Annotated in this window: 15 protein-coding genes and 1 pseudogene; 7 read left to right on the forward strand and 9 right to left on the reverse strand. The window is 70.0% G+C overall.

Annotation, left to right across the window (positions count from 1 at the left end; all coding sequences use genetic code 11):
- Both OG219_RS03415 and OG219_RS03420 read right to left on the reverse strand, forming a co-directional pair.
- A complete protein-coding gene (locus OG219_RS03415) occupies nt 1–2,334 on the reverse strand; it encodes an FHA domain-containing protein (RefSeq protein WP_266822687.1) in 2,334 nt (777 codons plus the stop codon).
- A gap of 161 nt (nt 2,335–2,495) precedes the next feature.
- Entirely contained in the window at nt 2,496–2,906 is a 411-nt protein-coding gene (locus OG219_RS03420; RefSeq protein ID WP_266822689.1) for a hypothetical protein, read from the reverse strand.
- Nucleotides 2,907–3,265: 359 nt separating this feature from the next.
- Between OG219_RS03420 and OG219_RS03425 the strand changes: the two genes are divergently transcribed.
- Together OG219_RS03425 and OG219_RS03430 are read left to right on the forward strand one after the other, a co-directional pair.
- Nucleotides 3,266–3,643, forward strand: coding sequence for a nuclear transport factor 2 family protein (locus OG219_RS03425; protein WP_266822691.1), 378 nt, complete (start codon nt 3,266–3,268; stop codon nt 3,641–3,643).
- A 91-nt stretch (nt 3,644–3,734) separates the two neighbouring features.
- Nucleotides 3,735–4,022 (forward strand): DUF1905 domain-containing protein, encoded by a 288-nt coding sequence (locus OG219_RS03430; protein ID WP_266822693.1) that lies wholly within the window; start codon nt 3,735–3,737, stop codon nt 4,020–4,022.
- A gap of 81 nt (nt 4,023–4,103) precedes the next feature.
- Here the strand turns inward: OG219_RS03430 and mgrA are convergent, their stop codons facing one another.
- Complete coding sequence (gene mgrA, locus OG219_RS03435; protein ID WP_266822695.1) at nt 4,104–5,093, reverse strand: L-glyceraldehyde 3-phosphate reductase; 990 nt, start codon at nt 5,091–5,093, stop codon at nt 4,104–4,106.
- 148 nt (nt 5,094–5,241) lie between these two features.
- On the opposite strand from mgrA, the gene OG219_RS03440 reads away from it, so the two are divergent.
- Nucleotides 5,242–6,135, forward strand: a complete 894-nt coding sequence (locus OG219_RS03440) for a LysR family transcriptional regulator (protein WP_266822697.1) — start codon at nt 5,242–5,244, stop codon at nt 6,133–6,135.
- Nucleotides 6,136–6,187: 52 nt separating this feature from the next.
- Nucleotides 6,188–6,688, forward strand: coding sequence for a DinB family protein (locus tag OG219_RS03445; protein WP_266822699.1), 501 nt, complete (start codon nt 6,188–6,190; stop codon nt 6,686–6,688).
- Here OG219_RS03445 and OG219_RS03450 read toward each other — a convergent pair.
- Nucleotides 6,685–7,755, reverse strand: coding sequence for an adenosine deaminase (locus tag OG219_RS03450; RefSeq protein ID WP_266822701.1), 1,071 nt, complete (start codon nt 7,753–7,755; stop codon nt 6,685–6,687). The genes OG219_RS03445 and OG219_RS03450 overlap by 4 nt on opposite strands.
- 36 nt (nt 7,756–7,791) lie before the next feature.
- Nucleotides 7,792–8,205, reverse strand: a complete 414-nt coding sequence (locus OG219_RS03455; protein WP_266822703.1) for a VOC family protein — start codon at nt 8,203–8,205, stop codon at nt 7,792–7,794.
- 208 nt (nt 8,206–8,413) lie between these two features.
- On the opposite strand from OG219_RS03455, the gene OG219_RS03460 reads away from it, so the two are divergent.
- On the forward strand, nt 8,414–9,124 hold the full coding sequence (locus OG219_RS03460; RefSeq protein ID WP_266822705.1) for a dienelactone hydrolase family protein: 711 nt from the start codon (nt 8,414–8,416) through the stop codon (nt 9,122–9,124).
- 34 nt (nt 9,125–9,158) lie between these two features.
- Here OG219_RS03460 and OG219_RS03465 read toward each other — a convergent pair whose 3' ends face one another.
- Complete coding sequence (locus OG219_RS03465) at nt 9,159–10,178, reverse strand: NAD-dependent epimerase/dehydratase family protein (protein ID WP_266822707.1); 1,020 nt, start codon at nt 10,176–10,178, stop codon at nt 9,159–9,161.
- Nucleotides 10,175–10,858, reverse strand: a complete 684-nt coding sequence (locus OG219_RS03470) for an NAD(P)H-binding protein (RefSeq protein WP_266822709.1) — start codon at nt 10,856–10,858, stop codon at nt 10,175–10,177. Before OG219_RS03470 ends, OG219_RS03465 begins: the two co-directional genes overlap by 4 nt.
- Before the next feature lie 122 nt (nt 10,859–10,980).
- Here OG219_RS03470 and OG219_RS03475 point away from each other — a divergent pair.
- Nucleotides 10,981–11,127: pseudogene (locus tag OG219_RS03475) on the forward strand (TetR/AcrR family transcriptional regulator); the annotation flags it as partial.
- A 125-nt stretch (nt 11,128–11,252) separates the two neighbouring features.
- Nucleotides 11,253–11,501, forward strand: coding sequence for a hypothetical protein (locus OG219_RS03480; protein ID WP_266822711.1), 249 nt, complete (start codon nt 11,253–11,255; stop codon nt 11,499–11,501).
- Nucleotides 11,502–11,513: 12 nt separating this feature from the next.
- Here the strand turns inward: OG219_RS03480 and OG219_RS03485 are convergent, their stop codons facing one another.
- Both OG219_RS03485 and OG219_RS03490 read right to left on the reverse strand, forming a co-directional pair.
- A complete protein-coding gene (locus tag OG219_RS03485) occupies nt 11,514–12,419 on the reverse strand; it encodes an aldo/keto reductase (RefSeq protein ID WP_266822713.1) in 906 nt (301 codons plus the stop codon).
- Nucleotides 12,420–12,499: 80 nt separating this feature from the next.
- Nucleotides 12,500–13,387 (reverse strand): glycoside hydrolase family 19 protein, encoded by an 888-nt coding sequence (locus OG219_RS03490; protein WP_266822715.1) that lies wholly within the window; start codon nt 13,385–13,387, stop codon nt 12,500–12,502.
- Nucleotides 13,388–13,405: the final 18 nt, after the last annotated feature.

Genomic DNA, 13,405 nt, shown 5'->3' on the forward strand with positions numbered 1-13,405 from the left:
CTACTTCCGCATGACGGCGGGTTCGTGCCGCCGCAGCAGGCGGATCACGGCGTACCCGAAGACGACGGAGAGCACGACCAGCATCCCCATGTTGAGCAGCCACACACCGGTCTCGTGCCGGAACAGCGGGTCGGCGGTCGAGTCCCCCGGGAGGATCTTGGCGATCTCGATCGTCCCCGCCATCGCGCCGAAGGCCCAGCGCGCGGGCACGAGCCAGGAGAACTGCTCCAGGCCGGGCACGCCGTTCAGCTTCAGGAGCGCGCCGCAGAAGACGACTTGGACGATGGCGAGCAGCACGAGGAGGGGCATCGTGACCTCCTCCTTGCGCACCAGGGCGGAGACCAGGAGGCCGAGCATCATCGCCGTGAAGGCGAGCAGGGCCACGGCCGCCGTGATCTCCACGAGCGGCGGCATGAGCACCCCTTCCCCGCCGGGTGCGTTGAGGTCCACGCCGAGCAGGGCGACCAGGGTCAGCACGACGGCCTGCACCACGGTGATCGTGCCGAGGACCACGATCTTGGACATCAGGTACGCCGATCTGGACAGGCCGACGGCTCTCTCGCGCTGGTAGATCACCCGCTCCTTGACCAGTTCGCGCACGGCGTTGGCCGCGCCCGTCAGGACTCCGCCGACGCACAGGATGAGCAGCGCGTCCATCACCGAGTCCTGGACCAGCTCGCTGCCGGCCAGTGCCCGGGCCATCGCGCCCATCACGAACGGCAGCGCGATCATGATCGCGAGGAAGGTCCGGTCGGCGCTGAGCACGGCCGCATAGCGGCGGACCAGGGTGCCGAGCTGGGAACCCCAGCTCTGGGCCTTGGGCGGCGGTGCGACGGAGGCGACCGGGGCGGCCTGGGCCAGGTAGGGCTGTGAGGTGGAGTTGTCGATGTACTGGCGGTGGAACGGCGATTCCCGGTAGTCCCCCGCCCAGTCCCGGTCGTGGTCCCGCTCGAAGTCCTCGAACGCCTCCGGCCACTCCTCGTAGCCGAAGAACGCGAGAGCGTCCTCGGGCGGTCCGTAATAGGCGACCTTGCCGCCGGGCGCGAGCACCAGGAGCCGGTCGCAGACGTCGAGGCTGAGCACGCTGTGGGTGACCACGATGACCGTGCGGCCGTCGTCGGCGAGGCCGCGCAGCATGTGCATCACGGAGCGGTCCATGCCGGGGTCGAGGCCGGACGTCGGCTCGTCCAGGAACAGCAGCGACGGCTTGGTCAGGAGTTCCAGGGCCACGCTGACCCGCTTGCGCTGGCCGCCCGACAGACTGTGAATGGGCTGGTCGGCGCGCTGCTCGAGGCCGAGCTCGCCGATCACCTCGTCGACCCGGGCACGGCGCTCCGCCTTCGCGGTGTCCTGCGGGAAGCGCAGTTGTGCGGCGTACGTGAGGGCTTTGCGCACGGTCAGCTGCGCGTGCAGGATGTCGTCCTGCGGGACGAGGCCGATGCGCTGGCGCAGTTCGGCGTAGTCGCGGTAGAGGTCGCGGCCGTCGTACAGGACCGTGCCGCGGTCGGCGGGACGCTGTCCTGTCAGGGCGTTCAGGAGCGTGGATTTCCCGGCGCCGCTCGGGCCCACGACGGCGAGCAGGCATTTCTCGCCGACCGGAAACGACACCTGGTCCAGGAGTGTTTTACGGCCGTGGTCGACGGCGACCATGAGGTCCTGGACGTCGAGAGAGACCTCGCCGGTGTCGACGTACTCCTGCAGCTGGTCGCCGACGAGGCAGAACGCGGAGTGACCGATGCCCACGATGTCACCGGGTGTGACCGGCGCCCGGGCGACAGGCTGGCCGTTGAGGAACGTGCCGTTGTGGCTGCCGAGGTCGACGATCTCGTACGTCCCGTCCGGCTGGGCCCGCAGTTCCGCGTGCCGTCGCGAGACGATCAGGTCGTCGATGACCAGGTCGTTGTCGCCGCCGCGGCCGATGCGGACGGTCCGGGCGGGCAGCGGCCGTACGGTGGTCGGCCGGCGGAACGTGCCGGTGGCCAAGGGCAGGGACACGGCCGAGGGGCGTTCCGGGGGCCGGTCGACGAGTTTCGCCCGGGGGCCGTCGGAGGGGTTGCCGAAGCGGATGACGGTGCCTGGGCCTACGCCCCACTCATGGACGCGCTTGCCGTCGGCGTACGTGCCGTTCGTGCTGTTCTCGTCCTCGATGGTCCAGTGGTCGGCGTCGGGGCGCAGTACCGCGTGGTGCCAGGAGACCCGGGCGTCGTCGATGACGACATCGCTCAACGGGTCGCGTCCGACGTGATAGTCGCGGCTGGGACTCATCACCGTGAAGCCCGTCTCGGTTTCGAGGACGAGTTCGGGAGCGATGGGCGCGACCGGCCGCTCTGCCATGTCTGAATTCTAGCTATTCGTGCATTTATTCGCCCGACGGGCCCATTCGCCGGGATGGGGGCGGAGGTATTCGTCGGATGCGGGCGGACGTGTTCGTCCGGCGCGCGATCCAGGAAGCACACCTTCGTCCCGCGCGCGATCCGGGGTGAGCGGTTCGGCGGTCAGGCCGCCGAGGTGCCGAGTGCGGCGGCGGTCCTCTGCATGCGCCGCGCGTCCACGGACTCGGCCATCAACTCGTACTCGGTGGTGTCGTCGTTGGTGGCGACACGGACGAGCTTCCCGGCGGCCAAGTCGTCGGCGACCAGCTCCTGTTGCGTCGAGTCGCCGCACCAGGCACGGAGGACGCTCGGCACGTCGGGGACGGTTGCCCCCACCGGCGCGATGGAGTTCGGCGGGAAGGTCGGATCCTCGGGCTGCGGGTCGAGCCGCTCGGCCATCCACGCGGCACGGTCCCGCATCCACCACAGGGCCAGCGCCAGGGTGGGCGCGCGATAGCTGCCCAGCGGAACGCCGACACGCTGACCGCCGCAGATTCCGTAGGCGGTGACATAGCACAGGAATTCGTCGTGCACGATCGCTCCCCCATCGCGTCGCTCGCTGCCGGTACTGCCTCGCTTTCCCTGCGGCTCGTCTGCTGTGCATGATGGCGCTACTGCGGTGCATGATGACGCTGTGCGGGCTTGGCTGAATTGCCCTTGACTTTGAGTATCGCCACTCCTGACACTCTGTCACCATGCCATTCCAGCCAGTCTCCTGGCATATTCGCGGCCCGGTTTGGCCGAAACACGGTCGGGCGCCCTTACCTGCGAGGTAATCGACGCCGGCGACGGTCTCCCGGCATGGTTTCGGTATCGGAACCCAGCGGGGCAACGCCCGCCGGAATCCGACCCCTGACCAGTGAGAACCCCGCCCTGATGGAGGCTGATCCACCATGTCCGCAAGCAACGACCGTTACGAGAATGCCGTCGCCCGGTACTTCGAGGCCTGGAACGCGGGTGAACCCGACGCGCTCACGAAGGCGGTCGCCGCCGCGTGGGCCGCGGAGGGAAGCTACACCGATCCGCTGGCCGCGGTGCGGGGACACGGACAGATAGCCGCCGTGATCGCCTCGGTGCACGAGCAGTTCCCGGGCTTCACCTTCCGCCTCGCGGGCGCGGTCGACGGGCACCACGACATCGCCCGCTTCGGCTGGGAGCTGGTCGACGAGGCGGACGGTTCGGCGCCCGTCGCCGGATTCGACGTGATCACTCTCGACGGCGAGGACCGAATCCGGAATGTGCACGGATTCCTCGACCGCGTTCCGGCTTAGTTCGCCACGGCGCGGCCGGCGGTGGCCCCGCGATGAGTTTTCCGGCTCACGGTGGTCTTTTGAGTAGGGCACCTACGGAAAGGGAGGATCCATGAACACCGTGAGCAAGGTGAACGCGCACTTCACCGCGGTCCTGAGGAAGAGCCCGGAGGCCGGCAGCTGGACCTATGTCAAATGGCCGGAGTCCGTCGCCTTCTTCGGAACCCGCGGCCTGGTCAAGGTCAGCGGCACGATCGACGGCCATCCTTTCCGCAGTTCCTTCATGGCCCTGGGAGACGGCACCCACATGCTGCCGGTGAAGGCCGAGGTACGCAAAGCGATCGGGAAGGCGGAGGGCGACACGGTGACCGTCCGCCTGGAGGAGCGGCTCAACGCGTAGCGGTCGGCGTGTGCGGCCTGTGGACGAACCGGTCCGGGGCGAAAGTCGGCCCCGGACCGTCCGACCGCGAGGTCGTGCGCCTCACGCCTTGATGATCGCGTCGATCCGGGCCAGCTCCTCCGGGTCGAAGTCCAGGGCGCGGGTGGCCGTGACACTGTCCTCCAGCTGCTGGGTGCTGCTCGCGCCGATGAGCGCGGAGGTGACCCGGCCGCCGCGCAGCACCCAGGCCAACGCCAGCTGCGCCAGGGACTGGCCACGGGACTTGGCGATCTCGTCGAGAGCGCGCAGCTGTCGTACGAGATCCTCGGTGACCGTGTCCGCGCTCAGGAACGGGCTGTCACTGGCGGCGCGCGAGCCTTCCGGGATGCCGTCGAGGTAACGGCTGGTCAGGAGGCCCTGCTCCAGCGGCGAGTAGGCGATGGAGCCGATCTTCAGCTCGTCCAGGGCGTCGAGGAGCCCGTCCTCGGGGCGGCGGTCGAGCATCGAGTAGCGCGGCTGGTGGATGAGCAGCGGGGTGCCCAGTTCGCCCAGGATGCGGGCGGCCTCGCGGGTCTGCTCCGGCGAGTAGTTGGAGACGCCGACGTACAGCGCCTTGCCCTGCTGGACCGCGGAGTGCAGGGCGCCCATCGTCTCCTCGAGGGGAGTCTCCGGGTCGGGGCGGTGCGAGTAGAAGATGTCCACATAGTCGAGGCCCATGCGGCCCAGGCTCTGGTCCAGCGAGGACAGCAGGTACTTGCGCGAGCCCCATTCGCCGTACGGGCCCGGCCACATCAGGTAGCCCGCCTTGGTGGAGATGACCAGCTCGTCGCGGTAGGGCGTGAAGTCCGCCTTCAGGGCGTCGCCGAGTGCCGACTCGGCGGCACCGGGCGGCGGGCCGTAGTTGTTCGCCAGGTCGAAGTGGGTGACGCCGAGGTCGAAGGCGCGGCGCAGGATCGCGCGCTGGGTCTCCACCGGCCGGTCGGGGCCGAAGTTGTGCCACAGGCCGAGCGACAGCGCGGGGAGCTTCAGGCCGCTGCGTCCGGTGCGCCGGTAGGGCATGTCCGCGTAACGGTCGGTGTGTGCGGTGTACAACGTGTACTCCTGAGATGCCGGGAAAATCAGGTCTCCACTCTCGCGCGCTGCTGGGGCAGCGGTCCAACGGGAGAATCGGATGGGATTCAGCACCGGGGCTTCTCAATCGGCGAGGGCGGTCACCGCACGGCGGCTACCCTTGCCCTTCATGGAACTGCGCCATCTCCAGCATTTCGTCGCCGTCGCCGAGGACCAGCACTTCACCCGGGCGGCCGAGCGGCTCATGGTGTCGCAGTCCGGCCTGTCCTCCTCGATCCGCGCCCTGGAACGGGAGCTCCAGGCTCCGCTGTTCGTCCGTACCACCCGCCGGGTCACGCTCACGGAGGCCGGCCGCGCTCTGCTGGGCGAGGCGGAGCGGATCCTGGCCCAGGTCCGCTCGGCCCACGACGCCGTGGCCGCGGTGCAGGGCCTGCTGCGCGGCACGCTCACCCTCGGCGCCGAACAGTGCATCGCCGGGGTGCACGTGGCCACGCTCCTCGCCGCCTTCCGCCGCCGCCATCCTGACGTCGAGATCTGTCTGAGGCAGGCGGGATCGGGGGCACTGGCCGAGGAGGTCGCCGCCGGGCGGCTCGATCTGGCCTTCGCCGTGCGGACCCAGGCGGACACCGACCAGCTGCGTTCGGTCCCGCTGACCAGCGAGCCGATGACCGTGCTGTGCCATCGGGCGCACCACCTGGCGACCGCCGCGGTGCTCACGCCCGAGGAACTGGGCGGCGAGGCCTTCGTCGACTTCCACCCCGACTGGGGACCACGCCGCACCACGGACGCGGCCTTCGCCGCCGCGGGCGTCCACCGAACCGTGACCCTTGAGGTCAACGACGTACACAGCCTCCTGGAACTCGTCCACGAGGGCCTCGGGATCGCCGTCGTACCGCGGCACTTCGGCCTCAAGCGTGAGGCCGGCGATCTCACCGCCCTCCCCTTCAAGGGCGTCTCCGAGGCGTCGTACGAGACGGTCGCCATGCTGCCGCCGCCGGACGCCACCAGTCCGGCGGCCCGGGCGCTGATGGTTCTGCTCGACGCTCCGGAGGAGCGGGCCTGACGGCCCTCGGAATCGGCGCGCGTGAGGGACCGCCGTGCGCGATGGTGGACGCATGCATGCGAAGGACATCCTCATCGACGCTTTCAGCCGCATCCAGGAAGACGTCCATGCCGCGGTCGACGGACTGCCCCCGGACGGCCTCAACACCCCTCCCGCCGCCGGCGCCAACTCGATCTCCTGGCTGATCTGGCATCTCACCCGCGTCCAGGACGACCATGTCGCCGACGTGGCCGAGCTGGAACAGGTCTGGCTCTCCCAGGGCTGGGCCGACCGCTTCGCGCTGGGGCTCCCGCATCCGGACACCGGGTACGGCCACACGCCCAAGCAGGTCGCCCAGGTCCGGGTGGACTCGGGCGACCTGCTGCTCGGCTACTACGACGCGGTGCACGCACAGACGCTGGGGTTCGTCCGCGGACTGGGTGCCAAGGACCTGGAACGCGTGGTGGACGAGCGCTGGGACCCGCCGGTCACCCTGGGTGCGCGCCTGGTCAGCGTCCTGTCCGACGATCTTCAGCATGTCGGCCAGGCCGCCTATGTACGGGGACTGGGCTAGAGCGTGGCCTCGTAGCCGGGCAGGACCACGTCGCGGATGAGGGCGTTGCGCTCGTCGAACGGGATGAACGCGCTCTTGACCGCGTTCACGGTGACCGTGCGCAGGTCCTCTACGGTCCAGCCCGCCTGCTCGACCAGCAACAACATCTCGCGGGTCATCGTCGTGCCCGACACCAGACGGTTGTCGGTGTTGAGGGTGACGCGGAAGCCGAGGTCGCGCAGGGCGGTGATGGGGTGCTCGGCGATCGAAGTCGCCGCACCCGTCTGGAGGTTGGACGTCGGGCACATCTCCAGGGCGATACGGCGGTCGCGGACCCAGCCCGCGAGGCGGCCGAGCTTGCCGTCGACGATGTCCTCGGTGATACGGACGCCGTGACCGATCCGCTCGGCGCCGCAGACCTGGAGGGCCTGGTGGATGCTGGGCAGGCCGTGGGCCTCACCGGCGTGGATGGTGAACGGGACGCTCTCGCGGCGCAGGTGGTCGAAGGCCGCCAGGTGGTCGGCGGGCGGGAAGCCGTCCTCGGCCCCGGCGATGTCGAAGCCGACGACACCGCCGTCCCGGAACGCCACGGCGAGGTCCGCGATCTCACGGGTGCGGTCGAACATCCGCATCCCGCAGAGCAGCGTGCCGACGCGCACCGGAGTGCCCTGGGCGGCCGCCTTGGCCATGCCCGCCGCCAGGCCCTCCTGCACGGTCTCGACGACCTCGGGCAGGTTCAGCCCGCCGTTCACCATCAGCTCGGGCGCGTACCGGACCTCGCCGTAGACGACCCCGTCGGCGGCCAGGTCGAGGACGTACTCCTCGGCGGTGCGCAGCAGGCCCTCGCGGCTCTGCATCACGGCGAGGGTGTGCTCGAAGGTGGCTATGTACCGCACCAGGTCACCGGAGTTGGCGGCCTCGTAGTACCAGGCGGCGAGGGCGTCCGGGTCGGTGGTGGGCAGGGTGTGGCCGACCGACTCCGCGAGTTCCACGAGGGTGGCGGGGCGCAGGCCGCCGTCGAGGTGGTCGTGCAGGACGGCCTTGGGGAGCCTGCGGATGGTGTCGATGTCGATGCGGGGCGCGGTCATGCGTGTGTTTCCTCGGCAGGTCGTCGGTTCGGTGGTTCAGGCGGTGGTGGCGGGCTGGAGCAGGTCCCAGCGGTTTCCGTACAGGTCCTGGAAGACGACGACCGAGCCGTACGGTTCGTGGCGCGGCTCCTCCAGGAAGGTCACGCCCGCGGCGCGCATCCGTGCGTAGTCGCCGGCGAAGTCCTCGGTGTGCAGGAAGAAGCCCACGCGCCCGCCGGTCTGGTCGCCGACCCGCGCGCGCTGTGCTTCGTCCTTGGCGCGGCCCAGCACCAGCCCGGTGCCCAGGCCGTCCGTGGCCTGGCCTTCCGTGCCCGGTTCGACGACGACCCAGCGGGAGCCGTCTGGCCGCGGGGTGTCCTCGACGAGCCGGAAACCGAGGGCTTCGGTGTAGAAGCGGATCGCCTCGTCGTAGTCGTCGACGACGAGGGTGACCAGGGCGATGCGTCTCATCAGGGGCTCTCCGCGGGCTCCGTGCGTTATACGTAACACGTAGGGTACGGCATCCCCCGAGCGCCCCGTCCGCATCCCGGATCGATGGCGGGCGGTGTCCGCACGGGCCGGGCGCAGGCAGCACACGCAGGCATGGCATGGTGGAGATCGACTCGGGGCCGGCCCGCCGTGCCCCCACCTGACGCTGTCCCCACAGGAGTTGAGTGCCATGTCCGAGCTGCCGAAGTCGACCGGAGCCCCCGCCCATCAGAACGTGACGTTCCCCAGCGCGGGGACCACCGCCCACGGCTATCTGGCGCTGCCGCCGTCCGGGCAGGGGCCCGGCGTCATCGTCATCCAGGAGTGGTGGGGCCTCACCGATCACATCGCGGATGTCGCGGACCGGCTGGCGGCGGAGGGCTTCGTGGCTCTGGCCCCCGACCTGTACGGCGGCAATGTCGCCCACGACAAGGACGAAGCGCTGCGGATGATGAGGGAGCTGCCGGTGCCGCGCGGCGTCGAGCTGCTCTCCGGCGCGGTCGACCACCTCCTCGGGCTGCCCGAGGTCACCTCCGCCGCCGTGGGCTCCGTCGGCTTCTGCATGGGCGGCGGCTTCGTCCTGTACCTGGCCGCTGCTGATCCGCGTGTCGGTGCGGCGGTGCCGTTCTACGGCGTGATCCGGGGCGAGCTGCCCGACTTCTCCGGCCTCAAGGCTCAGGTCCAGGGGCACTACGGCGAACTCGACACCAGCATTCCGAAGGAGAAGCTGGACGAGCTGGGCGAGGCGATCCAACGGCAGTCCGGCATCACTGCGGACCTGCGTCTGTACCCCGCCCAGCACGCCTTCTTCAACGACGGACGTCCGAGTGTGTACCACCCCGAGTCGGCCGCGCAGGCCTGGCAGAGCACGGTGGCCTTCCTGCACGAGCAGTTGGGCTGAGTCTCCCGGGGGCAGCCCGCCCATGGCATCGGGCCTACGCCACCTGGTGGGCGGCGAGGCTCCTCGCGCAGTCGGTGACGGTCTCGGCGGCGGGGCGCGGCTGCCATGCCAGCATCCGTCGCGCCTTGTCGGCGGAGTGCAGATGCCTGCGTCCCAGGTACGGCACGACCGCGCGAACGCCGGGGTCGAAACGCGCCAGCAGGCGCATCGCGAAGTCGGGGAGTTTCCGCGTGGGCACCTTCCCCGCGGCGTCACCGAGCGCCGCGCGCAGTTCCTGTGCGATCTCGGCCATCCAGAGGAACTCCCCGGCCGCGATGAATCGCTGCCCCGCCGCTTCGGGTGAGGTCATGGCGCGTACGTGGAGGTCGGCGAGGTCGCGCACATCTACGACCTCGAACCCGATCCGCGGCGTCCCGGGCAGCCGCCCGCGCAGCAGGCGTTCGATCACCTGCACCGAACCCCGGTTCGCCGCGTCGAGCAGTGGCCCGAAGACCGCTCCCGGCAACACGGTGGCCAGTGCGGTCGGTCCCTCCTGGTCCCGCATGTAGTGCCAGGCGGCCTGTTCCGCGACGGCCTTCGACTTCCGGTAGGCGGTCAGGGTCGGGTCGTCGGTGTCGGTCCAGCGGGTTTCGTCGCTGATGCTGTCCGGGTCGGCCAGGGGTGGCGTCGCGGCGGCGCACGCGGACGTCATGACGACCCGCCGTACCCCGGCGTCCGTGGCCGCGCGCAGCACGCGCAGTGCCCCGTCCCGGGCCGGAACGACCAAGGCGTCCGGGTCCTTGGGCGCGTCCGCGCCCAGCGGCGAGGCCACGTGCAGGACGTACTCGCAGCCCTCGACCGCCGCCGCCCAGCCCGCGTCCGACGTCAGATCCGCGACGGCGAAGCTGAGGCGGTCCGCCGGGTCCACCTCCGTGGAGACAGCGGCCAGAACGGCTTCCCGACGGGACGTGCCGCGGACCGTGGTGCGCACCTCGTACCCCTGGCGCAGCAGTTCGACGATGCACCAGCCGGCGACGAATCCGGTGCCGCCGGTCACCAGGACGGTCCCCGTCATGACGTCACCTCCGGCAGCGGCCGGGCGCCGAGATGGTTGATCCCCGTGCTGGTGAGAACGCGCGGTCCGCTCCCCCGCAGCCGTGTCACCCCGAGCATGGCGCGGCCCAGCGTGTCGGTCGTGGTCATGTGCTGTGGGAAGAGGCGGCGCAGCACGGGGTAGAGCCAGGAGGTGGCGGCGTACATCAGGCGGTAGGAGCGGGTTCCGGGGCGGGCGCCCTGCCGGGGCCGGATGTAGGTCGGCCGGAAGACGTACGCGTGAAACGGCAGGGCAAGCAGTGCGTCCTCGGTCCGGCCCTTGACCCGCGCCCACATCGTCCTGCTCGCGCTGTCGGCGCTGTTTCCCGACACGTAGACGAAGGTCAGCTCGTCGTTCAGGGGCAGGAGTGCGTGGGCTGCCGCGAGGGCGTAGTCGTGGGTGACGCGGGTGTATTCAGCCTCGGTGAGTCCGGCCGAAGGGGTGCCCAGGCAGAAGTAGCAGGCGTCGGCGCCGTCGAGGGACGCTGCCACGTCGGTGAGGTCGGTGAAGTCCGCGTGGACCACCTCGTGCAGCTTGGGGTGGCGCAGGCCGAGGGGGCGCCGGACGACCGCGGTGACGCTCTGGACGGCGTCGTCGTCCAGGCACGCCCGCAGAACCCCGTACCCGATCATGCCGCTCGCTCCGAAGAGGACGACCTTCATGTCCGTACCGCCTTCGCCCACGTACGCTCAAGCTGACCGGAGAGGTCTCCGGATAGCTTTCGACAGTAACGGAGAGGTCTCCGGTACGCAACCGATCCCTGGCGGAGGAACGGAGCGGCAGCATGGCCGAGCGGCGGAACCAGCCCGTGCGGGCGGACGCGCGGCAGAACCGCGCCCGCATCATCGAGGTCGCACGCGACGCGTTCACGGCCTCCAGTGACGCCTCGCTCAACTCCATCGCCAAGAAGGCCGGCGTCGGCCCGGGGACTCTCTACCGGCACTTCCCCACCCGCGGGGCGCTGATCCTTGCGGTCTACCGCCACGAGGTCGACCAACTCGCGGCGTACGCCCCGGAACTGCTCGAGGACCACCCCCCGCTGGAGGCGCTGCGTCTGTGGTTCGACCGGCTCGCGCACTACGGGCGCATCAAGCACGGCGTGTCGGAGTACCGCACTCCCTCACCGACGACGGCCTCGCGGGTGAGATCTACGAGGCGGTCGTCAGCGCCGTCGCCCTGTTGCTGGGACTCCTGTGGCGTACCGGCCCCGGCGAGGAGGGGGAGGCGCGCATGGCCCGGCTCCTGGACCTGCTCATCGACGGGTTGGGCACACCCGCGGTGGATCCCAAAGCGGCCGAATCCTGAACAGCGGGGCGGTCACTCGCCCTGCGTGTGCCTCGCGTCGAGGCGGGCCAACTCCTCGTCGGTGAGCCGGAGCGCGCCCGCGGCCACGTTCTCGGCGAGGTGGTCCGGGTTGCCCGTGCCGGGGATGGCGAGCACGTGTGGGCCCTGTCGCAGCGTCCACGCGAGCCGGATCTGCGCGGGGGTCGCGCCGTGCGCACCCGCGACGGCGAGCACCTCCTCGTCATCGGTGCCGCTGGCGCCCTGTGCGCCGCCCTTGCCCGCGATCGCGAAGAAGGGCACGAAGGCGATGCCCTGTTCGCCGCAGGTCCGCAGGACGGCATCGGCCTCGGGGTCCGGGAAGTCGAGGCCGTACTTGTTCTGCACACTCACCACCGGCGCGATGGCCTGCGCCTCGGCGAGGTGCCCGGATCCGACGTCGGAGATCGCCAGGTGCCGGATCAGGCCGGCTTCACGCAGTTCGGCCAGCGCGCCGAAGTGCTCGGCGATGGAGTCCTGCCGCATCCGGCGGAGATGCACGACGTCGAGATGGTCGCGGCCGAGCTGCCGCAGGTTCTCCTCGACCTGGCCGCGCAGTTGGTCCGGCCTGGCGGCGGTGGCCCATTCCCCCGAGTAGTCGCGGTGCGGCCCGACCTTGGTGGCGATGACCAGGTCGTCCGCGTACGGGGCGAGCGCGCTGTTGATCAGTTCGTTCGCGGAGCGCAGCGACGAGAAGTAGAAGGCGGCGGTGTCGATGTGATTGACGCCCAGCTCGATCGCGCGCCGCAGCACTGCGATGGAGCGTTCACGGTTGCTCGGTACGCCGAGATGGAAGGCCGCACTGCCCGTCAGCCGCATCGCGCCGTATCCGATGCGGTTGACGGGCAGATCTCCGAGTTTCCAGGTGCCTGCTGCTGCCGCGGTGATCTTCTCTGAGGTCATCGCGGCAGCTTCGCACAGGATTTGCCCCTGCGTGTACGTGTTCAGGGTGCCGCTCGTGGGGACGCGTTCACCGACCGACGTCAGCAGTAGAGGTTGGCTCCGGGCGTGACGCCGAGGATCGAGGTGAAGCGGTTGTAGGCGTCGACGCGGCTCTGGACCTGCGCGGGGTTGCGCCCGTCGCATTCCAGGGAGCCGTTGATGCTGCGGATGGTCTGGCCGAAGCCGGCGCCGTTGACCATGGCGTTGTGCGGGGTCATGGTGCCGGGACCGTTCTGGGTGTTCCAGTACCAGAGACCGGTCTTCCAGGCCACCGCGGCGTCGTTCTGCACCAGCCAGGGGTTGTTGAGGAGGTCGATGCCGAGCGCGTCGCCCGCGGCCTTGTAGTTGAAGTTCCAGCTGAGCTGGATCGGGCCGCGGCCGTAGTACGCCGCCTGACCTGCCGGGCAGCCGTAGGACTGGCTCCAGTCGCAGTAGTGCGGGTAGTTGGCGGTGTTCTGCTCGACGATGTGGACCAGACCGCCGGTCTCATGGTTCACGTTGGCGAGGAAGGCCGCGGCCTCCTGCTTCTTCACCGTGTCGCTGCCGGTGTTGGCGAACGCCGGGTAGGCGCTCAGGGCGGCCGTCAGACCGCTGTAGGAGTAGAAGGAGTTCCGGCTCGGGAACATCTGGTTGAACTGCGCCTCGGTGACGGGGAAGGTCCCGACGGGCGTCGTCGAGCCGTCGCAGGCGTAGGGCTCCCAGAACCAGGTGCTGATGGTGGGGTCGTAGCCCGGGTTGTCGTGCTCGGCGATGTAGGCCTTGCCGTCGGTGTAGCGGACTATGTTGCCGGTGACGTACGCCTTGCCGGCGACCCAGCTCGGGTAGCTCGAACAAGCCGCGGCGGAAGCACTCGCGGCCGGCAGGAGCACCGGTGCGGCGGTTCCGATGACGACTGCTGCCATGAGTGCGGAGATGCGGCGCCTCGACACAGGATCAACTCCTTTGCG

The sequence above is a fragment of the Streptomyces sp. NBC_00038 genome (assembly GCF_026343635.1).
Taxonomy (GTDB): Bacteria; Actinomycetota; Actinomycetes; order Streptomycetales; family Streptomycetaceae; genus Streptomyces.